Here is a 22,129-nt window from a genome sequence, read left to right as displayed (position 1 = left end):
GTCACTCCGCCGGCATGGCGCGCTGCGGCATCGTAAAGCCCATTTGCTTGCGCTTTTCCGGCCGCTTGCGCGTCAGCGCCAGCACCATGCCCATCGAGATGGCGATGGCGATCTGCGAGGAGCCGCCATAGGAGATGAAGGGCAGCGTCATGCCCTTGGCCGGCACCAGCTGCAGGTTGACGCACATGTTGATGACGGCCTGCAGGCCGAACACGGTGACGAGGCCGCCGACCGCATAGCGGGTGAAGTCGTCATGTTCCTTGAGCGCCGTGTTGAGACCACGCAGCACGATGAAGGCGAAGATCGACATGATGAAGAAGCACATGATCAACCCGAATTCCTCGCCCGCGACCGAGAAGACGAAGTCGGCATGGCTGTCGGGGATGACCCGCTTGACCGTGCCCTCGCCCGGCCCGACGCCGAACCAGCCGCCATTGATCAGCGCGTCGCGTCCCATGTCGACCTGGAACGTGTCGCCTTCGCCGGTGAGGAACTTGTCGATGCGCAAGGCAACGTGCGGAAACACCGTATAGGCGGCGAAGACGCCGCCGACGCCGGCGGCACCCAGCACGATGATCCACAGCCAGGGCAGCCCGGCCATGAAGAACATGATGCCCCAGGTGCCGGTCGTCAGCATGGTCTGGCCGAGGTCCGGCTGCGCCACCAGCAGCGACACGACCAGCACCAGCAGCAGCATGGCAAACAGGTTGCCCGGAATGTCGGGTTGGCGTTTGTGCTCGGCGAACAGCCAGGCGCACATGATGACGAAGGCGGGTTTGAGGAATTCCGACGGCTGGATCGACAGGCCGGCGAGCGAGACCCAGCGCCGCGCGCCCTTCACCTCGACGCCGACATAGAGCACCGCCACCATCAGCACCAGCATCAGGCACAGCATGATCAGCGACATGCGTCGGATCTGCCTGGAATCGAGGAAGGAGACGGCCAGCATCACCCCGAGAGCCGGCACGGTGAAGATGATTTGCCTGGTGGCGAAGTGGAAACTGTCGAGGCCGATGCGCTCGGCGACCGCGGGACTGGCGGCGAAGGACAGCACGATGCCGAGGCCCATCAGCGACAGGAACGCCGCCAGGAACCAGCGATCGATCGTCCACCACCAGGTTGCGACAGGACTTTTATCGAGACGGCTCTGCATTATCGTGCCCCTCCGATGGGTTTGACGCCATCTATAGCGCTCGCAGCTTGCCTGAAGGCTTCGCCGCGAACTTCGAAATTCTTGAACTGGTCGAAACTGGCGCAGGCCGGCGACAGCAGCACCACCACCTCGCCGCTGTCGTCCCTGGCCGCATCATGCGCGGCGTGATCGACCGCCGCGGCCAGCGTGCCCGAGATCTCGTAGGGCACCGCTTCGCCCAGCGTCGCCGAAAAGGCGGGCGCCGCCTCGCCGATCAGATAGGCCTTGGCGATGCGCGGGAAGAAGCCGCGCAGCGGCTCGATGCCGCCTTCCTTGGGCAGGCCGCCGGCGATCCAGTAGATGCGCGGAAAGCTGGACAGCGCGGGTGCCGCCGCATCGGCATTGGTCGCCTTGGAATCGTTGACGAACAGCACATGGTCCTTGCGGCCGACCTGCTCCATGCGGTGGGCGAGACCGGGGAAGCTTTCGAGCCCCGACTGGATCTCGCCGAGGTCGAGCCCGACCTTGAGACAAGCGGCGACCGCGGCCAGCGCGTTCTGCGCATTGTGCTGGCCGCGCAGCGAGCCGATGCCTTCGAGGAAGGCGACCTTGCTGTAGCGGCCATGCACGGCTTCCATCAGATTGGTGCCGTCGGCGAAATAGCCGTCGGTCAATGGCAGCCGCTTGGAAATGCGGATGACCTGCCGCCCTGCCCGCTCCAGCCGCTCGGCGATCTGCGCGCACCAGGAATCGTCGATGCCGATGATCGCCGTCTCGCTGCCCGCCACCAGCCGCTCCTTGATCGAGGCGTAATGCTGCATGGTGCCGTGACGGTCGAGATGATCCGGCGTCAGATTGAGCAGGATGCCGGCCGTCGGATTGATCGAGGGCGCGAGGTCGATCTGGTAGGACGAGCACTCGACGACATAATGCCGATCAGGCTTCGGCGGATCGAGCGTCATCACCGCGCGGCCGATATTGCCGCCCATCTGGGTGTCACGGCCCGCAGATTTGAGGATATGCGCGGTCAGCGCGGTCGTCGTCGACTTGCCGTTGGTGCCGGTGATGGCGATGAAAGGCGCCGTCGGCGCCTGCAAGATCCGCTCGCGGCAGAAGAGTTCGATGTCGCCGATCACCTCGACGCCGGCGCCCTTCGCCAGTTCCACCGTCCAATGCGGCTTGGGATGCGTCAGCGGCACGCCGGGCGACAGCACGAAGGCCGAGAATTTAGCCCAGTCGGCGCCGCGCAGATCGGCGGTTGCGATGCCGGTGGCGGCCGCCTTGGCGACACTGTCGGGATTGTCGTCCCAGGCCAGCACATCCGCCCCACCCTCGATCAATGCCCGCGCGGTCGCGATCCCCGAGCCACCGAGCCCGAAGAGCGAAACGTGCTTGCCTGCGAAGGATGCGGCGGGGATCAAGGAGGTTTCCTATCTCAGCTTCAGGGTGGACAGGCCGACCAGCGCCAGGATGACGGCGATGATCCAGAAACGGATCACCACCTGGCTCTCGGTCCAGCCGAGCTTTTCGAAATGATGGTGGATCGGCGCCATCAGGAACACGCGCTTGCCGGTCATCTTGAAGTAGCCGACCTGGATGATGACCGACAGGATCTCGACCACGAACAGACCGCCGACGATGACCAGCACAATCTCATGCTTGGTGGCGACCGCCACCGTGCCGATCAAGCCGCCCATGGCGAGCGAACCGGTGTCGCCCATGAAGATCGCCGCCGGGGGTGCATTGAACCAGAGGAAGCCGAGGCCGGCACCGATGACCGAGCCGAGCACGACCGCCAGTTCACCGGTGCCGGGAACGAAATGGATCTGCAGATATTCGGCGAACACCGCGTTGCCCGAGAGATAGGCGATGACGCCGAAAGACGCCGCCGCGATCATGATCGGCACGATCGCCAGACCGTCGAGGCCATCGGTCAGGTTCACCGCGTTGCCGGCGCCGACAATGACGAAGCAGGAGAACGGGATGAAGAACCAGCCGAGATTGACGATGAATTCCTTGGCGAAGGGGAATGTCAGCGACGACGAGAACGGCGCCTGGCCGTTATGCATGATCACCCAGGCGGCGATGCCGGCGATGATGAATTCGAGCCCCAGCCGCGCCTTGCCGGAGAAGCCGAGATGCGACTGCTTGGTCACCTTCAGGTAGTCGTCATAGAAGCCGATCGAGCCGAAGCCCAGCGTCACCAGCAGCACCACCCAGACATAGATGCTCGACAGGTTCGCCCATAGAAGCGACGAGCCGATGATGCCGGACAGGATCATCAGCCCGCCCATCGTCGGCGTGCCGGCCTTCTTGAAATGCGTCTGCGGCCCGTCGGCACGGATCGGCTGGCCCTTGCCTTGGCGTAGCCGCAGCGAATTGATGATCGTCGGCCCGAAGATGAAGACGATCAGCGCCGAGGTGATCAGCGCCCCGCCGGTGCGGAACGTGATGTAGCGGAAGACATTGAAGACCGAAATCTTGTCCGCGAAATCGACCAGCAGTGTAAACATGCGCTTTCGTCCCCCGACTTAGGTCAGTTTGCTGGTTGTCGTTTCAGCCGGGTATTTGCCCAGCACCGCATCGACCAGTTTTGCAAAACCGATGCCCTTCGACGATTTGATCATCACCACGTCGCCCGGCTTCAGCGCGGCAAGCAGCACCGGCTTCAATTCCTCGACGCCGGCGCGGTATTCCGTCTTGATATCTTCAGGCAGCGCTTCCACCAGCGCCCGCATTTCCGGGCCGCCGAGAAAGACGGTCTGCGTGCCGGTGCCGACGATGAGATCGGCCAGTGCGGCATGCAGCTTGGCCGAATGCTCGCCGAGTTCCAGCATGTCGCCAAGCACGGCGATGCGGCGCCCCTCGCCCGTCACCGGCGTGGCGTTGAGCAACGCCATGGCGGCACCCATCGAGGCCGGATTGGCGTTGTAGCTCTCGTCGATCAGGGTGATCTGGCCGCCGGGGTGGCTCGAGCCACCGGGGTGGCGCAACACATGGCGCTTGCCACGACCGCGCTCGGCCGAGAGATCGTTCAGCGCGATTGCGACCTTGTCGAGATCGGCGCCAACCAGCTGCGCCGCGCCGAGAACCGCCAGCACGTTCTGCACCATGTGGCGGCCGGGCGCGCCGATACGGGCGATCATGTCATGGCCGCCGATCCTGGCGGCAATGTCGGAATGGTCGGCATGCAATTCGCATTTGGTGAGCTTGAAGGTCGAGCGCGCATTCTCGCCGAAGCCGTAGACATGCTCGACGCCGGCGGCATGCGCCATCTTGTCGAGCAACTTGAAGCGCGCATCATCGCGGTTGAGGACCGCAGCGCCCTCGCGCTCCAGCCCCTCGAAAATCTCGGCCTTGGCCTTGGCGATCTCGTCGAGATTGCGGAAGAAACCGAGATGCGCGGCCGCGATGATGGTGACGATGGCGACATGCGGCCGCACCATCTTCACCAGCGGCCGGATCTCGTCAGGGTGGTTCATGCCGATCTCGAAGACGGCATAGTCGCAATCCTCGGGCATGCGCGCCAGCGTCAGCGGCACGCCCCAATGATTGTTGAACGACTGCGCCGAGGCATGCACCTTGCCGACGGCCGACAGCACGTGGCGGAGCGCTTCCTTGGTGGTGGTCTTGCCGGCCGAGCCGGTGACCGCGATGATCTTGGCCTGAGAGCGGGCGCGTGCCGCGACACCGAGCTTCTCCAGCGCGACCAGCACATCCTCGACGACGATGATTGGCGCCGTCAGCCGGCCGAGCGACGGCAGCTTGCCTTCCGCCACCACCAGCACGCCGGCGCCGGCCTTGATGGCAGCGGTGGCGAAGTCATGGCCGTCCATCACCTCGCCCTTGATGGCAAAGAAGGCGTCACCCGGCTGCAGGCTGCGGCTGTCGATCGAAATGCCCGATATGCCCTCGGGCATAGGCCCGAGCGGCCGCCCATCCATGGCGGCAACCAGTGCCTCGGAGGTCCACAGCAGGCTCATGCTGCACGCTCCCGCAAAGCGGCGCGGACTTCCTCGTGGTCTGAGAAATGCAGGGTTTCGGAGCCGATCGTCTGGCCTTCCTCATGCCCCTTGCCGGCGACGATCAGCGTGTCGCCGGCATGAAGCATGGCGACAGCTTCGTGGATCGCCTTGCGGCGGTCGCCGATCTCGATGGCGCCCGGGGCAGCGGCTAGAATGGCGGCGCGGATGGTTTCCGGCACTTCCGAGCGCGGATTGTCGTCGGTGACGATAACGACATCGGCAAGCCGGGTCGCGATCTCGCCCATGATCGGCCTTTTGCCCCGATCGCGGTCGCCGCCGCAGCCGAACACGACCATCACGCGGCCGGTGGTGAACGGCCGCACCGAGGCCAGCACGTTTTCCAGCGCGTCGGGCTTGTGGGCGTAGTCGACATAGACCGGCGCGCCGCTGGCGGTGGTGCCGACGAGGTCGAGCCGGCCCGGCGCGCCCTTGAGTTTCTCCAATGCCATCAAGGCCTTGGCGACAGGTGTTCCGGTGGAAATGGCAAGTCCCGCCGAAACCAGCGCATTCGAAATCTGGAAATCGCCAGCCAGCGGCAGGTCGATTTCGTAAAGCACGCCATCAGCCTCGACCTCGGCGCGCTGGCGGTGGCGCTCGTGCTCGACCCGCTTCAGCGTGAGGAAATCGCCATGGCGGCCAACCGTCAGCACATTGAGCCCGGCTGCCTTCGCCGCCTGAACCGTCGGCGCCGACCAAGGATCGTCGGCGAAGATGACCGCCGGCGCGGCTTTCGGCAGCAGCGTGTCGAACATGCGCAGTTTGGCGCGATGATAATCCTCGACCGTCGGATGATAATCCATGTGGTCGCGGCCGAGATTGGTAAAGCCGCCGGCTGCCAGCTTCACGCCATCGAGGCGGCGCTGGTCGAGCCCGTGGCTGGACGCTTCCATCGAAGCGTGGGTGACGCCGGCATCGGCCAATTCCCTGAGCAACTGGTGCAAGGCGACCGGATCGGGCGTCGTCAGCGAGCCATACTCGTTGCGGCCGGGCGCGACCACACCGGTGGTGCCGATGGAAGCCGCGGCGTATCCTGCCTGCTCCCAGATCTGCCTGGTGAAGGCGGCGACCGAGGTCTTGCCGCTGGTGCCGGTGACGGCGACCATGGTCTGAGGTTGCTTGCCGAAATAGCGGGAAGCACTCAGTGCCAGCGCCAGGCGCGGATCATCGACCGCCAGCACCGGAACCGGCAGTCCGGCGACGGAACTGCCTTTGCTTGTCACGATCGCCAGCGCGCCACGCCTGGCCGCATCGGCAGCGTAGGCCGCACCGTCCGCCTTGGTGCCGGCGAGCGCAAAAAAGACGACGCCCGGTTTTACCTGGCGGGAATCGGACGAAATCCCGGTAACCTCCAGATCGGCGGAAGCTGTTCCTTCGACTGGCAGGACACCGGCTAGATCTCTGAGCTTCATCGAGTTCCGTTCACCGCAACAAAATAGCGCGCAGTTGCCGGCGCGCCCTAAGAATCACTGATAGGAAACCAGCGTTGCACCATTTTCATGGCTGAAATCTGGCTTCACGCCAAGCATGGCCGCCGAACGCCTGATGATATTGCCGGCCATAACCCCAGCATTCGAGGCCGCGACGTCGGTCATCCCGGGCTTTTCCGGGTGCGGGGCGTCGGCAATCGTAAACACCAGATATTGCGGGTCGTCCATCGGGAAGGCGGCGACGAAGGTATTGAAATTCAACTCTTTAGAGTAGCGCCCGTTGATGACCTTCTCGGCCGTTCCGGTTTTGCCACCAACGCGGTAGCCGGGGACCCTGGCGTTTCTAGCCGAACCCTTCTCGGCGTTGAGCGAATAGAGGTAGCGCATGCCCTCGACCGTCTTTTCGCTGACAACTTTCTTGGCGGTGGCCATTGCTTCTTCCTGGGTACGCACCAGGAAGGTCGGGTTCATCAGGAAGCCGCCATTCATCAGTGCGGCGCAACCGACAGCCGCTTGCAACGGCGTCGTCGACACGCCGTGGCCGAAGGCGATGGTGAACGAATTGACCTGTTTCCAGACCTTCGGTTCGGTCGGGCGGGCGACTTCCGGCAGTTCGGTCTGCATCCTTTCCAAGATGCCAAGGCGATGCAGGAATTCCCGGTGCCCTTCGATGCCGACCAGCTCGGCCTCGCGAGCCGATCCGATGTTGGACGAATAGAGGAAAACCTCCGGCAACGACAGCACACGGTTCTTGCCGTGGAAATCGTGAATGGCCTGATGGCCGACCCGGATTGGATGCGAAGCGTCGAAACGACTGTTCATCGTTGCCTTGCCGGAATCGAGCGCCATGGCCGAGGTGAAGCTCTTGAAGGTCGAGCCCATCTCATAGAGCCCCGCCGACATCCGGTTCAGCCGGTCCTTTTCCTGTGCATTGTAAGGATTGTTCGGATCGAAATCCGGCACCGAGGCCATGGCCACCACTTCGCCGGTCTTGACGTTGAGCACGACGGCGCCGGCGCCGATGGCGCGGTAGCGCTCCAGGCCGGCGGCGATCTCGTCGCGCACCACATGCTGGATGCGCAGATCGATCGAAAGCTTCACCGGCTTGAGATCCTTGGCCACCGCCAGGCCCGACGCCTGCAGGTCGCTCAGGCCCTGCTCGTCGATATATTTCTCCATGCCGGAGATGCCCTGGTTGTCGATGTTGGTCAGGCCGACAATGTAGGAAGAGGTTTCGCCGCTCGGATAGAAACGGCGCTTCTCCGTGCGGAAGCCGAAGCCGGGAATGCCGAGCTGCATGATATCGGCCTGCTGCTTGGGCGTCAGCTGCCGCTGCAGCCAGACGAAGCCGGCGCCGCTCTTGAGCTTGTGGTAGGTCTGCTCGTAGTCGATCTCGGGCAGCACGGTCGACAGTTTCTCGATCGCCTCGTCGGCATCGACGATGCGGCGCGGCTCGGCAAACAGCGACGCCGTCTTGATGTCGGTCGCCAGCACTTCGCCATTGCGGTCGACAATGTCGGGCCGCGAGGCGGTGATCCGGCTCTGCGGGCCGCCCGACAGGTCAGGTGTCTGGAAACCGAGATAGACCAATCGCCCTGAAATGGTCGAGAAGATGCCGAAGAACACGGCCATCGTCATCACGATGCGCGCCTTGCCCTTGCCGCCTGTCGCCTTGCGGGCGCCTTCGACGACGATCGATCCGTCTTCACCCGCCCTGGCGCGGCGCTTCAGCAGTTTGCCGATCATTGGGCGATGTCTCCGGTCACGACGGGATCCTTGTCGCCAGACGGCGCCTTGTCGGAATTGTCGGCCATGCTGTCCTGGCGCCCCTTCAGGATGTCCTGAATATCCAGGGCTTTGGCCGGCAGGTCGCTCAAGCCGACGATCTGGCGGGCACTGACCGGCTCGAGCGCAAGCTGCGACTTGTAGAGTTCCGCGAGCTTCTGCAGCCGCGACGGCTGGGTGAGCAGGCTCCAGTCGGCCTTGAGCAGGTCGATCGTCTCCTCCTCATAACGTATCTGGTTATGGATCTTCTGCACCGCCGCCAGCTGATCCTCGGCCTCGCGCTTGGTCTTGTAGGTCAGGGCCGCCGCCGAAACCATGACGGCAATCAGGACAATGTCGCTGGTACGGAACACGTGCTTTACCTCTCCCCCGGCAGGTTGATGCCGGGAAGCTTTGGAAGGCCGAAAATCGAAAAATCGCCGGCGCGCGCCGGCGCCTCGGTACGGATTGCCGCGCGCAGCCTGGCCGAACGGGCCCGCGGATTGGCCGCGACCTCGGCATCATCAGCCGTCACGCCGCCACCGGCCTTGCGGAAGGTCGCGGTGCGCGCATGCGCCTCGGGCAGATGACGTGAGCCGGTGGCGACGTCGGCCCGGTCGGCGATGAAACGCTTGACGATGCGGTCTTCCAGCGAATGGAACGTCACCACCACGAGCCGTCCACCAGGCTTCAATGCGTGTTCGGCCGCGAACAGTGCCTTGGCCAGTTCGCCGAGCTCGTCATTGACGTAGATGCGCAGCGCCTGGAAGACGCGGGTCGCTGGGTGGATCTTGTCCTTCGGCGCGCGGCCGATATGCGTCTCGATGGCGTCCGCCAGTTCCAGCGTGCGCTCGAACGGCCGCTTTTCGCGGCGCGCCTCGATCATGCGGGCGATGCGCCCGGCGTGGCGCTCCTCGCCGAGGAAACCGAAGATACGGGCAAGGTCGCCGGGTTTGAAGCTGTTGACGACATCGGCGGCACTCAGGCCCGCCTGCGCCATGCGCATGTCGAGCGGCCCGTCGAACCGGAAGGAAAAGCCCCGCTCGGCCTGGTCGAGTTGCATCGAGGAGACGCCAATGTCGAGCACGACGCCATCGGCGCTCTCGACATGCTCGTCCAGCGTCGAGAATGGCGCCTGCACCAGCTTCAGCCGACCGCCCGATTGCGCCTCGAGATCGCGCCCGGCCGCAATGGCGTCGGGATCGCGGTCGATGGCGACGACCGAAGCGCCGGTCGCCAGAATGGCTTTCGTATAGCCGCCAGCGCCGAACGTGCCGTCGATGATGATGTCGCCCTCCACCGGCGCCAGTGCCTCGAGCACTTCGCCAAGGAGGACCGGAATGTGGCGGACCGATCCGCCAACGGCGTGGATGTCATCGCCGTGGCCCACCGTCATTCCGGTCGCTCCCCAGGCTTCGTCCCCTGCCGAAGCTGCAAAAGCCTGGCCCGCGCCTGCGCCCCATAGGCCGCAAGCCGTCCCGGCTCCCAGATCTGAAAAAAATTGCCGCGCCCGACAAAGGCCACCTCCGCCGAGATGCCGGTGTGTTCGCGAATGAAATCGCTCATGGTGATACGGCCGTCCTGATCGAGTTTCAGGAACGCTCCATCGCCATGGCAGAAGAAGGACATGTCGTCCGCCGTCTGCAGGAATGGATCTTCCTGCGCGATGCGCTGCTCGTAGCGGTCGAGCAGGTCCAGCCCGCCGACATCCATCGCCGGCAGGTCCAGGCAGCGCAGTGCATAGAGTTCCGAATAGCCGCGCTTCTGCACGACGGCGCGGAAATGCGCCGGAACGGACACCCGCCCCTTCGCATCGATCCTGCTCACCGTGTTCGACAGAAACCGGTCCATCACGCGTTACAGCCGCTTGCGCCGCCGCACCCCTTTTCATTGTATCGCACGCGCCACTGCCGCGCGTTCCCTGCCCCGTATCAGCCTCGCCCACACGGGCAAAAACCGGCAAACGCGCAGCCGCCGCGGCTGCCCGATTGGCGTACGCTTTACCCTGACGCGGAACGAAGGCTTTGATGTCTTGATGGGATATCATGGGGCACTATGGGCGTCAACGGGAATGGGCTTCACAAACACGCGCAGCGCGACCAATCCGAGCAGCCGTTACGGCACGTCTCGTCTTTATGGATCATTAAGCCTAACGAAGCGTTTAGAGCCCTCTGGCCCAAAAGACTTGGGCTTGCCGCGGATCACCCACCCGCATAGCGTCGAGCGACGTCTTCCGCCCAGATAACAAGGATCGAGCTCATGTCCGAGACGGCAAAGTCACGCGCCGCCGAACTGTCCCATTTGCGCAGCCGCGATTTCGCCGCTGGCGATCCGATCCCCTTGCCGCTGACCATGGCTTCGATCTTTCACACGCCCGGCGTCGAGACCGGGGTCGATCAATATGGCCGCTACGACAACCCGACATGGCGCGCCGTGGAACACGTGCTCGGCCATCTGGAAGATGCGCAATGTGTGAGTTTTCCCTCTGGAATGGGCGCGATTTCGTCGGTGTTTTTCGCGCTGCTGAAATCGGGCGATCGCGTGCTTCTGCCGGCGGATGGTTATCACGCCACGCGCGCGATGGCTGAACGCTTCCTGAAGCCGCTCGGCATCATCTGCGACACCAGGCCGACGCCGACCTTCCTTGACGGCGGCTTCGAAGGCTATTCGCTGGTTTTCGTGGAAACCCCGTCCAACCCGCGGCTGGACATCTGCGACATCTCGGCGATCGCCAAGGCTGTCCACGAGCAAGGCGGGATCCTTGTCGTCGACAACACGACGATGACGCCCTTCGGCCAGCGTCCGCTCGACTTCGGCGCCGATATCGTCGTCTCCGCCGACACCAAGGCGGTCAACGGCCACTCGGACGTGCTGTTCGGCCATGTCGCCAGCCGCAACGCCGACATCATCACCAAGGTGACGGACTGGCGCGCAATGGCCGGTGGCATTCCCGGTCCGTTCGAGGCCTGGCTTGTGCATCGCGGCCTCGAAACACTGGAGGTGCGCTTCGACCGCATGTGCTCGTCGGCCGAGGCGATCGCGCAACGGCTGAAGGGACATCGCGCGGTCAGTGGCCTGCGTTTTCCCGGCCTGAATGGCGATCCGTCACACAACCTTGCCCGCGCCCAGATGGAGCGCTTCGGCTTCCTCATCTCCTTCGAACTCGCCTCGGAGGATAAGGCCGAGGATTTCATCAACAATTGCCAACTGATTGAGGCCGCGACCTCCTTCGGCGGCGTCCACACTTCGGCCGAGCGGCGTTCGAAGCGAGGCGATGCGGTGCCGCCAGGCTTTGTCCGCCTGTCGATCGGCTGTGAACCGGTGGAAGAACTCTGGAAGGCCATCGAGATGTCGCTGGACAGGATCAGCGGCTGACCGAACCGGTCACGAGCCGACATCCTCAGCTTCGATGTTGCGATGCCCATGCAGCACGCGAAGAATTTCGATTACGTCGTCGTTCACACGATACAAAGTGAGATAGTCGCCAACGACCAGATGACGGATGCCGGGCGCGATGTCGTCGCGCGGCGCGCCTGAGAAGGGAAAGGAAGCCAGTTGCTGCCACCGCGCCTCGAAGCGGTCGAGCAACCGGTCCGGCTGCAGCCTCGCTATCGCGGGCAATATGTTGCCAAATCGCGATCAAATCTTCTTCTGCGCGTGCGTTCCGGACGATGGGCAGCAGATTCATGCTGCGCCGTCAGATCGCAAGCGCCTCCGTGCCTCGGCTTTGATTTCATCCATCGATGCAAATCGCCCCGGCCCGCTATCGATGCCTTCCTGCACCAGCTTGCGCAACTCCTCGATCGTATAACCGAAGAGATCGCGGCGGTCCTTCCATTGCCGCAGCGCATCGCGGATGACTTCGCTCGCCGAGGCGTACTCCCCTGCAGCGACCACATCGTCCACCGCTTGCGCCAGTTCCGGCGACAGCGTGATGCTGCGTTTGTCGACCTGTCCCATGATAGGCTCCCGATACCGTTCTCGAACCATGGTACGATTTAATCGCACCAGCTTCAAGCGACGGCCGAGCCTGGCTCTTATGGGCAAACGGATGAAAGACTTGAATCGACAGGCGCACCCGAGGGCGCAACCTGCTGATCTCAAAGGATTTCTCTTTTCGAGGGCGAAACTGCCAGCTGGCCTGTAAGCCGGGTTCTGTATGGCCCTCGCCCCTTGCGGGACGAGAACGTGGCGGCCATTCATCTTGGGCGCATGTTGCCATGCGCCTCACGCAACCTACCCGGACGGTGAGCCGGAAACAGCCCTCGAGGGTTGCCCCTCGCACCGCCCCTATTCGGTTTTGCTCCCGGTGGGGTTTACCGTGCCGCTTCTGTTGCCAGTCGCGCGGTGGGCTCTTACCCCACCCTTTCACCCTTACCCCGACAAAGTCGTGGCGGTTTGCTTTCTGTGGCACTTTCCCTGGGGTCGCCCCCGCCGGCCATTAACCGGCACCGTGTCTCCATGGAGCCCGGACTTTCCTCACTCGCGGCCTTTCGGCGTTTGCGAGTGCGGCCGCCCAGCCAGCTGGCACGGCGTATAAAGGGGTTCAGCCGGGAAAACGCAAACGAAAAAGCCGGCTTGTCCGCCGGCTCTCGCAACTTGTAATCAAAGTGCCGCCATCTGAACCTTGACCTTGCTGCAATAGGCGGCCGAGATCGGGTTCATCCGCGTCGCGGCATGGCCGGCATTGTATTTCAAGATCGTGCCACAGGTGGTGCCACCGCCAAGGTTTTGCGCCAAAGCGAGATACTTCATGCCGTATTTGATGTTGGTATCGGGATCGAACAGCCCCTTGGCCGAACCGTTGTATCCCATCATACGCGCCGTCGCCGGCTTGATTTGCATCAGGCCGATCTCGCCGGCGCTGCCGACCATGTTCGGCCGGTAGTTACTCTCGATCGTGATGACGGCCTGGGCCAGCGACACCGGAACGCCGTAGCTCGCCGCATAGCGGGCGACGATCGCGGAGTACTGGCCGCTGCTGGCCACCGCTGCCGTCGACGCAGCCACGTTCCTGAGGCCGATCGATGCCGTTGTCGTCATGTCGACGGTTTTGCGGCCGCGCTTGGCCTTGGCGGAAGATTTCTTCGCCTTGGCCCAGCTGGCCTTTTCCACCTTTGCGGAAGCCTGCTTCGCCGTCGCTTTCGCACTCCTGCTGCTTTTGGCGGAAATGGCCTTGCCTTTGGCGGTCACCGCGACGAGCCCCTGATCGGCCCGTGGGCTTACCGGCGCGGCGTCGGCCGCGTTCAAGGCAAAAGTCATTACGCCGGCAGCAAGAGCTGCCGTTACAACGGTCAATTTCTGCATGTGATCCTGTTCTGTCTGGACCACGCGAAGATGTTCGCGCGGCGCTGCTTGATTAATATCGGAACATCCGGGGGGCTAGACGTCCGACAAACTGTACGAATTGCCCTTTGAAGCCCGAATTGGCGCCAATGAAGGCGGGGCAAGTCACTTTGAGTGACAGTTTGTAACCTGACAGAGGAAAAGATTACTTGGGCAGCGCCTTGCCCCTGGGTCAGCGGCCCATGGAAGCAAGCAATTTTTGCAGCGTGCGCATGGTCGAGCCGTCGGCCAGCCCGTCGACCAGGCGTGGCCGGAAATGCCGTTGGAAGGCCTCGACGACAATCCGTGTCTGATGGTCGAAAACACCCGATATCTCGACGCCATAGCCATAGAGCACCAGCATCGACTGCAGTGCTTCGACATCCGCACCGCTGTCACCTGGCTTCAGCGCAGTCCCGCGCCTGATGGGTGCGGCCGGCACGAGATGGCCGACACCGGCCTTGAACAGGGCGGCCCAAGGGAACTTCTCGCCCGGATCGATCTTGCGCCCCGGCGCCACGTCGGAATGCGCCAGCACCCGCATGGCGGGGATCGCATGCCGCGCGGCAATCCCCTTGCACAGGCCGATGACCGCCTCAATCTGGCGCCGAGGAAACCCGGGATAGCCCAGCGAATGGCCAGGATTGACGATCTCGATGCCGACCGAGCAGGAATTGACGTCGGTACGTCCGAACCAAGAGCTCTTGCCGGCGTGCCAGGCGCGGTCGCTTTCCCGGACCATCTGCACGATGTGGCCATTCTCATGGACGAGATAATGCGACGAGACTTCGCTCGCAGGGTCGCACAACCACGCCTCCGCCCCGGCACCCGTCGCCATGCCGGTATAGTGTAGCACGATCATGTCGGGCTTCAGCGTATCGCGCCTTGGCCCGAAATTCGGCGACACCCTGACCTCGGCACCAGGCTCGTCGGGCAGGAAGCCGCTCATACGTGCCGCAGGCCCCGCTCGATCATCTCATAGGCGGCGTTGATCGCCGCGACCCTGGTCGTCGCGATCTTGATGAATTCCTGCGGCAGGCCGCGCGCGATCAGCCGGTCGGGGTGATTGTCGGACACCAGCTTGCGGTACCGCTTCCTGACCTCCTCGAACGGCTTGCCGCGCTCGATGCCGAGCACCACATAGGGGTCGCCGGCGCCAAGATTGACGTGCCGGGCCAGGATCGATTCGTAATGCGCCTCGTCGATGCGGAAGATCTCGGCGATACGGTGCAGGAAGATGCCTTCGCGTTCATGAACCAGCCCGTCGGCCTTGGCGATGTGGAACAGGCCGTCGAGTATGTCTTCCAGCATCACGCAATTGGAATGCCCGGAGCCGCACAATTGCGCCATGCGCTCGGCATAAGTTTCGAAACCGGCCACGTCACGTTGGGCGAGATCGAACAGACGCGCAACGTTGCGCGTCTCCTTCGGCGGCACTTCGAATATTTCCTGGAAGGCGCGCACCTCGTCCTGGGTGACGATACCGTCGGCCTTGGCCATCTTGGCCGACAGCGCGATCATCGCCACCGAAAAGGCGACGCGGCGGCGCAGGTCGGCATCGCCGGAGAACACTGTGCGCACGGCCTCGACAACGTCGGCAACACCCGACGTCGCTGAAGACGATACCCGTGTGATAAACTCGCCGAGGCGGTCCCAAATCGACATGGCCCGCTTCATAGAGCCAACCGGTCCCCGCTATCAAGCAATAACGGCCGCTGTCAGGTCGGTGAACGAGAGGCACCTTGCGGCCCAGACAGCCGTCTTGCAAGAAAAGGCCGGCGAAACGCCGGCCCTTCCTCCCAAGACACTTCTACTGCTTTACAAACTACTGCGCGGGCGCAGGAGCAGGCGTTGCCGGAGCCGGCTCGGCAGGCTTGGTCGAATTGTCGGCAGGGGCCGCAGGCTTCATCGGCTCCGCGGCCGGCGGATTGGTGCTCTGCGTGGTGGTGGTGTCTGTGCCCTTGCCGCTGTCGCTGCAGGCTGCGACGCCCAGCAGGGCAAGGACGGACACAGAAGCTAGAATGAGCTTTTTCATAATATCTCTCCTTCAATACACGCTCAAATTACGGTGAGCGCTCGGAGAAACAATGCACCACGCGGCCATGAGTTTCGTAACGTTGCGTTTCCGCGTGTAACATCAACGGGATGCGTTGCTGCCGGCGATTTGACGCATTAACAACGAAAGCTGGAAACGAAATTGCCGGAGACTAAAGCCATGGCCGCGAAATGGGATTTCTGGATCGATCGCGGCGGCACGTTCACCGACGTCATCGGCCGTGACCCGCAAGGCGGGCTGCATCCGCGCAAGCTGCTTTCGGAGAATCCCGAAGCCTATGCCGATGCCGCCATCCAGGGCATCCGCGACCTGCTCGGCGTTGAACCGGGCACCGCGATCCCGTCCGGCCAGATCGGCGACATCAAGATGGGCACCACGGTCGCCACCAACGCGCTGCTGGAGCGCAAGGGCGACCGCGTGCTCCTGCTCATCACCAAGGGCTTTCGCGATGCGCTCAGGATCGCCTACCAGGCGCGTCCCGACATTTTCGCCAAGGAGATCATCCTTCCCGAGCAGCTCTATGAACGCGTCATCGAAATCAACGAGCGCGTGCTCGCCGATGGCTCCGTCGAACGGCTGCTCGACATCGCCGCGTGCCGGCCGGCGATCGAGCAGGCGAAGGCCGACGGCATCGATGCCGTGGCAATCGTCTTCATGCATGCCTGGAAATATCCCGACCACGAGAAGGCGGTGGCAAAGGTCTGCCGTAAGATCGGTTTCGCCCAAGTCTCTGTCAGCCACGAGGTCTCGCCGCTGATCAAACTGGTCGGCCGCGGCGACACCACCGTGGTCGACGCCTATCTCTCACCCATCCTGTCAAGGTATGTGCAGAGAGTGGGCCAAGAGCTCGGCGTCCTCTCCCCCCTCGAGGGGGAGATGGCCGCGAAGCGGCCAGAGGGGCTCCTCTCAGAAGGCACCGCCAGAACGTCGAGCCCGGTCGATCGGACCCCACCCGGCGGCTTCGCCGCCACCCTCCCCTCAAGGGGGAGGGAAAGTCCCCATCTCATGTTCATGATGTCCTCGGGCGGACTCACCGCCGCCGACATGTTCCAGGGCAAGGACGCGTTGCTGTCCGGTCCGGCCGGCGGCGTCGTCGGCATGGTCGAGACGGCGAAGCTCGCCGGCTTCGACAAGGTCATCGGCTTCGACATGGGCGGCACCTCCACCGACGTCGCCCATTGTGATGGCGAGTATGAGCGCGCCTTCGACACCGAAGTCGCCGGCGTTCGCGTCCGCGCCCCGATGATGCGCATCCACACCGTTGCCGCCGGCGGCGGTTCGGTCCTGCATTACGAGGCCGGCCGTTTTCGCGCCGGACCGGACTCCGCGGGCGCCAATCCCGGCCCCGCCGCCTACCGGCGCGGCGGCCCGCTGGCCGTCACCGATGCCAATGTGATGCTCGGCAAACTGCAGCCGGATTTCTTCCCGGCGATCTTCGGCCCCGGCCAGGACCAGCCGCTGGACATCGAGACGGTGCGCACAAAATTCGTGGCCCTGGCCGCTGAAATCGGCGATGGCCGTTCACCGGAGGCGGTTGCCGAGGGCTTCGTCACCATCGCTGTCGAGAACATGGCCAACGCCATCAAGAAGATTTCCGTGCAGCGCGGCTACGACGTCACCGAATATCTCTTGAACTGCTTCGGCGGCGCCGGCGGCCAGCACGCCTGCCTGGTCGCCGATGCGCTTGGCATGGAGGCGGTGCTGATCCACCCCTTCTCCGGCCTGCTTTCGGCCTATGGCATCGGCCTGGCGTCGGTCTTTGCCTCGCGTCAGCAGGCGCTGCTCAAGCCGCTTGCAGAGGAATCCAGAACCGAGATCGGCAGCCTCATCGCCATCTTGAAAAAGGCCGTCATTGCCGAGCTGGCAGCGCAAGGCATCGCCGAGGAGGCGGTTGCCACCAAGCCCGTGCTGCACATTCGCTATGACGGCACCGACACGACGCTGCCGGTGAATTTCGAAAGCGACTCGATTTTCCAGGCCAAGCGCGACTTCGAAATCGCCCACAAGGCACAATTCGGCTTCGTCTATGACGACAAGCCGATGATCGTCGAGACGGTCGGTGTCGAGGGCGCAGAAATCGGCGAAAGCAGCGCCGAAGCCTATGCGCCCGCCGGACCGGCAAGGATTGAAGCCGGCGCTTCCGGAACACGCCGCATCTACACCGAAGGCCGGTGGCATGAAGCCGGTATCCATCGTCGCGAGAATTTGCGCCCATCCAATCTGGTCGCAGGCCCCGCCCTCATCATCGAACCGAACCAGACCATCGTCGTCGAGCCGGGCTGGCAAGCCGAAATCACCAACCTCAACCACGTCGTGATCCGCCGCACCGAAAGAAAGGCGCGGGCCGCCGCCCTCGGCACATCAGCCGATCCGGTCATGCTCGAAGTCTTCAACAATCTGTTCATGTCGATCGCCGAACAGATGGGTGTCACTCTGCAGAACACCGCCTACTCCGTCAACATCAAGGAAAGGTTGGATTTTTCCTGCGCCGTCTTCGACCACACCGGGGCGCTGGTCGCCAACGCACCGCACATGCCGGTGCACCTCGGCTCGATGGACCGCTCGGTTGAAACCATCATCCGGCTGAACTCCGGCGACATCCATCCCGGCGACGTCTTTGCCTTGAACGCCCCCTATAATGGCGGCACGCATCTGCCTGATATCACCGTGGTGACGCCGGTGTTTTCCCTCCCCCTCGAGGGGAGGGTGGCCGCGCAGCGGCCGGGTGGGGTTCTCTCAGAAGGCACCGCAAAAGCGTCGAGCCCGGTCGATCCGACCCCCCCCGGCGGCTTCGCCGCCACCTCCCCCTCAATGGGGGAGGAAATTCTCTTCTACGTTGCCTCGCGCGGCCATCACGCCGATATCGGCGGCACCGCCCCCGGCTCGATGACGCCGCTCGCCACCACCGTCGACGAGGAAGGCGTGCTGTTCGACAATTTCCGCATCGTCGACCGCGGAAAATTCCGTGAAAAAGAGCTGCATGCGCTGCTCACCGACCACCCTTACCCGGCCCGCAACCCGCACCAGAACATCGCCGACCTCAAGGCGCAGATCGCCGCCAATGAGAAAGGCGTCGCCGAACTGCGCAAGATGGTCACGCATTTCGGTCTCGATGTCGTCGAGGCCTATATGGGCCATGTCCAGGACAACGCCGCCGAAAGCGTGCGTCGGGTGATCGAGCGGCTGCCGGACACATCGGCCTATGAATATCCCACGGACACCGGCCAGGTGATCAAGGTGAAGATATCGGTCGACCGGCAAAAGCGCGAAGCGACGGTCGACTTCACCGGCACGTCGCCTGTCATGAAGAACAACTTCAATGCGCCGGAGCCCGTTGCCCGCGCCGCGGTCCTCTACGCTTTCCGTGTCATGGTCGAGGACATGATCCCGATGAATGCCGGGTGTCTGCGGCCCATCAACATCATCATTCCCGACGGCTGCATGCTGAAGCCCGCCTACCCCGCCGCCGTCGTTGCCGGCAATGTCGAGACCTCGCAGCACGTCACCAATGCGCTGTTCGGCGCCATGGGCGCCATGGCCAATGCGCAGGGAACGATGAACAACCTGACTTTCGGCAACAAGAAGTATCAATATTACGAAACCATCTGCTCCGGCTCGCCGGCCGGCCAGATGAACTCCGGTCGCGGCTTTGCCGGCACCTCGGGCGTGCACACCCACATGACGAATTCGCGCCTCACCGATCCCGAAGTGCTGGAACTGCGTTTTCCCGTGGTGCTCGAGGATTTCCACATACGCGAGGGTTCTGGCGGCAAGGGCAAATGGAGCGCCGGCGACGGCACCAAACGCAGCATCCGCTTCCTCGAGAAAATGGAATGCGCCATCCTGTCCTCGCATCGCAACCGCCCGCCACAGGGGCTGGATGGTGGCGGTAACGGCGAGGTCGGCTCGACCAAGGTTCGTCGCAAGGACGGGACGGTCGAGGTGCTGAAGGCCTGCGACCAGACCGTGCTCGACGCCGGTGAAGCTGTCATCCTGACGACGCCGACGCCGGGCGGATTTGGACGGCAGTGAGGGATAAGCCGCCATGGCCATCGTGAAGAACATTCCCGCCTATCCGGGCAAGACCTTCAACGACGGCTATGTTGACGGCTACCAGTCACTCAGGCCCGGCGTCGTCCCGTCAGTGCCATCCTACAACAAGGTGCCAGTCGGCCTCACGCCGTATCAATGGGGCTTTACGCTTGGAGAGGATGACGCGCGCGCAGTTGGCTCGCCGTAACGGGCGCGTTTGTGGCTGCCTCACGTAAAGGAGGCGTCAACAGGCTGTCACCGGCCTGTCATGACGCTGCGCTACCCGCTTGCGCCAAAGCAAATGGGGAATCACTTTGTCATGACGGACGTCTCCTCGGATCTGGTTTTTCGCCGCGGCAAGGAAGTTGGAAAGGCCGTCTACCAGAACCGCGCGCTTTCCAAAGCCGGCATCTCCGAGCGGCTGTTCGCCTTCCTGTTTTCCGGCCTCGTCTATCCGCAGATATGGGAAGACCCCGATGTCGACATGGAGGCCATGCAGCTCGGCCAGGGCCACCGCGTCGTCACCATCGCTTCCGGCGGCTGCAACATCCTGGCCTACCTCACCCGTTCGCCGGCAAGGGTCGACGCCGTCGACCTCAACACTGCCCATGTCGCGCTGAACCGCATGAAGCTTGAGGCGGTGCGCCGCCTGCCCTCGCAGGGCGACCTGTTCCGCTTCTTCGGCGCCGCCGACACCAGCCACAATTCGCAAGCCTATGACCGTTTCATCGCGCCGCATCTCGATCCGGTCAGCCGCCACTATTGGGAACACCGCAGCTGGCGCGGCCGCCGGCGCATTGCCGTCTTCGACCGCAATTTCTACCAGACCGGCCTGCTCGGCCTGTTCATCGCCATGGGCCATCGCACAGCCAAATTCTTCGGCGTCAACCCGGCCCACATGATGGAAGCCAGGAATATCGGCGAACAGCGCCGTTTCTTCAACGAGGAGCTGGCGCCGGTCTTCGACAAGAAGCTTTTGAAATGGGCAACGTCGCGCAAAGCTTCGCTCTTCGGCCTCGGCATTCCGCCGGCGCAGTATGATTCGCTGATCACCTCCGGCGACGGCACAATGGCCAGCGTGCTGAAGGCCCGGCTGGAAAAGCTCGCCTGCGATTTTCCCCTGCAAAACAACTACTTCGCCTGGCAGGCCTTCGCCCGCCGCTATCCCGAGCCCGGCGAAGCCGCCCTGCCTGCCTATCTGGAGAAGCAGAACTACGACACTATCCGCGGCAATATTGACCGCGTCGCCATCCACCATGCCAATCTGATCGAGTTCCTGGCCGGCAAGGATGCGGGCACCGTCGACCGCTTCATCCTGCTCGACGCGCAGGACTGGATGACCGATGACCAGCTCAATGCGCTGTGGTCGGAAATCAGCCGCACCGCCTCGGCTGGCGCCCGCGTCATCTTCCGCACCGCAGCCGAGCCCAGCCTGCTGCCGGGCCGCGTCTCGACCTCGCTGCTCGACCAGTGGGATTATCAGGACGAGGCGTCGCGCGAATTCTCGGCTCGCGACCGTTCCGCCATCTATGGCGGCTTCCATCTCTATGTGAAACGCGCCGCATGAGCACGACTGAGCTGCCGGCCAGCCCCGAATTCAAAGCCAACCATGCCGAACTGATGGACGGCGTCTACCGCTGGCAGCGCCACATCTACGACCTGACTCGCAAATACTATCTGCTCGGCCGCGATCGGCTGATCGATGGGCTGGAGGTTCCGCAGGCCGGCACCGTGCTGGAACTCGGCTGCGGCACCGGCCGCAACATCATCCTGGCCGCGCGCCGCTACCCCGACGCCCGCTTCTTCGGCCTCGATATCTCGGCCGAGATGCTGGAGACAGCGGTCAAGGCGATCGACCGCGAAGGCCTGTCCAGCCGCGTCACGCTGGCACGAGGCGATGCCACCGATTTCGATGCCGCAGCCCTTTACGGCATCGAGCGCTTCGACCGCGTCTTCGTCTCCTATTCGCTGTCGATGATCCCGGGATGGGAAAAGACGGTGTCGGCGGCACTGGCGGCACTCACCCCCAACGGCTCGCTGCATGTCGTCGATTTCGGCCAGCAGGAAGGCCTGCCGGGCTGGTTCCGGACCTTGCTGCGCGGCTGGCTGAAAAAATTCCACGTCTCGCCGCGTGAATCGCTGCGCGAAGTCCTGGAATCGGAATCTCGGCGAACCGGCGCAACCTTCCGTTTCCGCACGCTTTATCGCGGCTATGCCTGGCTGGCGGTGATCAAGATCGCTAGCTGATCTGATAGCAATGTTCTGAGTTGCAATCTGAAGGCCTGCTTCTCCCACCCTCCATGAGGTGCATAAACTGTTGGCACATTGCCACATGCCCCACGGAGTGGTACATTAGCTCCACGCTGGA

20 protein-coding genes and 1 other RNA gene are annotated in these 22,129 nt (G+C 63.5%); 5 read left to right on the top strand and 16 right to left on the bottom strand.

Going from position 1 to position 22,129, the window contains the following annotated elements; all coding sequences use genetic code 11:
* Position 1: 1 nt before the first annotated feature.
* From ftsW to mraZ, 9 genes are read right to left on the bottom strand one after another with little or no spacing between them, the layout of a single operon-like run.
* Complete coding sequence (ftsW, locus tag CKW40_RS23065; RefSeq protein WP_095202159.1) at positions 2-1,153, bottom strand: putative lipid II flippase FtsW; 1,152 nt, start codon at positions 1,151-1,153, stop codon at positions 2-4.
* On the bottom strand, positions 1,153-2,553 hold the full coding sequence (gene murD / locus CKW40_RS23060) for a UDP-N-acetylmuramoyl-L-alanine--D-glutamate ligase (RefSeq protein ID WP_095202158.1): 1,401 nt from the start codon (positions 2,551-2,553) through the stop codon (positions 1,153-1,155). Before murD ends, ftsW begins: the two co-directional genes overlap by 1 nt.
* Positions 2,554-2,562: 9 nt before the next feature.
* The gene (gene mraY, locus CKW40_RS23055) at positions 2,563-3,645 is read right to left on the bottom strand and encodes a phospho-N-acetylmuramoyl-pentapeptide-transferase (protein WP_095202157.1); all 1,083 of its coding nucleotides are present in this window, start codon (positions 3,643-3,645) and stop codon (positions 2,563-2,565) included.
* An 18-nt stretch (positions 3,646-3,663) separates the two neighbouring features.
* The gene (locus CKW40_RS23050) at positions 3,664-5,115 is read right to left on the bottom strand and encodes a UDP-N-acetylmuramoylalanyl-D-glutamyl-2,6-diaminopimelate--D-alanyl-D-alanine ligase (protein ID WP_095202156.1); all 1,452 of its coding nucleotides are present in this window, start codon (positions 5,113-5,115) and stop codon (positions 3,664-3,666) included.
* Positions 5,112-6,566 (bottom strand): UDP-N-acetylmuramoyl-L-alanyl-D-glutamate--2,6-diaminopimelate ligase, encoded by a 1,455-nt coding sequence (locus CKW40_RS23045; RefSeq protein ID WP_095202155.1) that lies wholly within the window; start codon positions 6,564-6,566, stop codon positions 5,112-5,114. Before CKW40_RS23045 ends, CKW40_RS23050 begins: the two co-directional genes overlap by 4 nt.
* A gap of 54 nt (positions 6,567-6,620) precedes the next feature.
* Complete coding sequence (locus CKW40_RS23040; RefSeq protein ID WP_095202154.1) at positions 6,621-8,330, bottom strand: peptidoglycan D,D-transpeptidase FtsI family protein; 1,710 nt, start codon at positions 8,328-8,330, stop codon at positions 6,621-6,623.
* Entirely contained in the window at positions 8,327-8,722 is a 396-nt protein-coding gene (gene ftsL / locus CKW40_RS23035; RefSeq protein ID WP_095202153.1) for a cell division protein FtsL, read from the bottom strand. Before ftsL ends, CKW40_RS23040 begins: the two co-directional genes overlap by 4 nt.
* Before the next feature lie 5 nt (positions 8,723-8,727).
* Positions 8,728-9,744: a 16S rRNA (cytosine(1402)-N(4))-methyltransferase RsmH gene (gene rsmH / locus CKW40_RS23030; RefSeq protein ID WP_095202152.1), complete on the bottom strand. Its 1,017-nt coding sequence runs from the start codon at positions 9,742-9,744 to the stop codon at positions 8,728-8,730.
* Positions 9,741-10,199, bottom strand: coding sequence for a division/cell wall cluster transcriptional repressor MraZ (mraZ, locus tag CKW40_RS23025; protein WP_019859099.1), 459 nt, complete (start codon positions 10,197-10,199; stop codon positions 9,741-9,743). Before mraZ ends, rsmH begins: the two co-directional genes overlap by 4 nt.
* A gap of 408 nt (positions 10,200-10,607) precedes the next feature.
* Here mraZ and CKW40_RS23020 point away from each other — a divergent pair, with 408 nt between their 5' ends.
* Positions 10,608-11,723, top strand: coding sequence for a cystathionine gamma-lyase (locus CKW40_RS23020; protein ID WP_095202151.1), 1,116 nt, complete (start codon positions 10,608-10,610; stop codon positions 11,721-11,723).
* A gap of 9 nt (positions 11,724-11,732) precedes the next feature.
* Here CKW40_RS23020 and CKW40_RS23015 read toward each other — a convergent pair whose 3' ends face one another.
* The 7 genes from CKW40_RS23015 to CKW40_RS22985 all read right to left on the bottom strand — a co-directional run bounded on the left by CKW40_RS23015 (position 11,733) and on the right by CKW40_RS22985 (position 15,708).
* On the bottom strand, positions 11,733-11,936 hold the full coding sequence (locus tag CKW40_RS23015) for a type II toxin-antitoxin system RelE/ParE family toxin (RefSeq protein ID WP_244571256.1): 204 nt from the start codon (positions 11,934-11,936) through the stop codon (positions 11,733-11,735).
* A 96-nt stretch (positions 11,937-12,032) separates the two neighbouring features.
* The gene (locus tag CKW40_RS23010) at positions 12,033-12,308 is read right to left on the bottom strand and encodes a type II toxin-antitoxin system ParD family antitoxin (protein ID WP_095202150.1); all 276 of its coding nucleotides are present in this window, start codon (positions 12,306-12,308) and stop codon (positions 12,033-12,035) included.
* A gap of 168 nt (positions 12,309-12,476) precedes the next feature.
* Positions 12,477-12,876: RNase P RNA component class A (gene rnpB, locus CKW40_RS23005), an RNA gene on the bottom strand.
* 77 nt (positions 12,877-12,953) lie between these two features.
* Complete coding sequence (locus CKW40_RS23000) at positions 12,954-13,655, bottom strand: lytic transglycosylase domain-containing protein (protein ID WP_095202149.1); 702 nt, start codon at positions 13,653-13,655, stop codon at positions 12,954-12,956.
* Between the two features lie 211 nt (positions 13,656-13,866).
* Complete coding sequence (locus tag CKW40_RS22995) at positions 13,867-14,622, bottom strand: peptidoglycan recognition protein family protein (RefSeq protein ID WP_095202148.1); 756 nt, start codon at positions 14,620-14,622, stop codon at positions 13,867-13,869.
* Positions 14,619-15,338, bottom strand: a complete 720-nt coding sequence (locus CKW40_RS22990; RefSeq protein ID WP_095202292.1) for a J domain-containing protein — start codon at positions 15,336-15,338, stop codon at positions 14,619-14,621. Before CKW40_RS22990 ends, CKW40_RS22995 begins: the two co-directional genes overlap by 4 nt.
* Before the next feature lie 160 nt (positions 15,339-15,498).
* Positions 15,499-15,708 carry a hypothetical protein gene (locus CKW40_RS22985; RefSeq protein ID WP_095202147.1) on the bottom strand — a complete coding sequence of 70 codons (210 nt, stop codon included), beginning with the start codon at positions 15,706-15,708 and terminating at the stop codon, positions 15,499-15,501.
* A 180-nt stretch (positions 15,709-15,888) separates the two neighbouring features.
* Here CKW40_RS22985 and CKW40_RS22980 point away from each other — a divergent pair, with 180 nt between their 5' ends.
* The 4 genes from CKW40_RS22980 to CKW40_RS22965 are packed head-to-tail and all read left to right on the top strand — an operon-like array spanning position 15,889 to position 22,008.
* Positions 15,889-19,761, top strand: coding sequence for a hydantoinase B/oxoprolinase family protein (locus CKW40_RS22980; protein ID WP_095202146.1), 3,873 nt, complete (start codon positions 15,889-15,891; stop codon positions 19,759-19,761).
* Positions 19,762-19,774: 13 nt separating this feature from the next.
* Positions 19,775-19,969, top strand: coding sequence for a hypothetical protein (locus CKW40_RS22975; protein ID WP_095202145.1), 195 nt, complete (start codon positions 19,775-19,777; stop codon positions 19,967-19,969).
* 60 nt (positions 19,970-20,029) lie between these two features.
* Positions 20,030-21,328: a BtaA family protein gene (locus CKW40_RS22970; protein WP_095202144.1), complete on the top strand. Its 1,299-nt coding sequence runs from the start codon at positions 20,030-20,032 to the stop codon at positions 21,326-21,328.
* Positions 21,325-22,008, top strand: a complete 684-nt coding sequence (locus CKW40_RS22965) for a class I SAM-dependent methyltransferase (RefSeq protein WP_095202143.1) — start codon at positions 21,325-21,327, stop codon at positions 22,006-22,008. Before CKW40_RS22970 ends, CKW40_RS22965 begins: the two co-directional genes overlap by 4 nt.
* The last annotated feature ends 121 nt before the right edge of the window (positions 22,009-22,129 follow it).

Origin of the sequence: Mesorhizobium carmichaelinearum (assembly GCF_900199455.1) — a bacterium.
Lineage (GTDB): Bacteria > Pseudomonadota > Alphaproteobacteria > Rhizobiales > Rhizobiaceae > Mesorhizobium > Mesorhizobium carmichaelinearum.
This window is presented reverse-complemented; position numbering and strand designations above follow the sequence as displayed.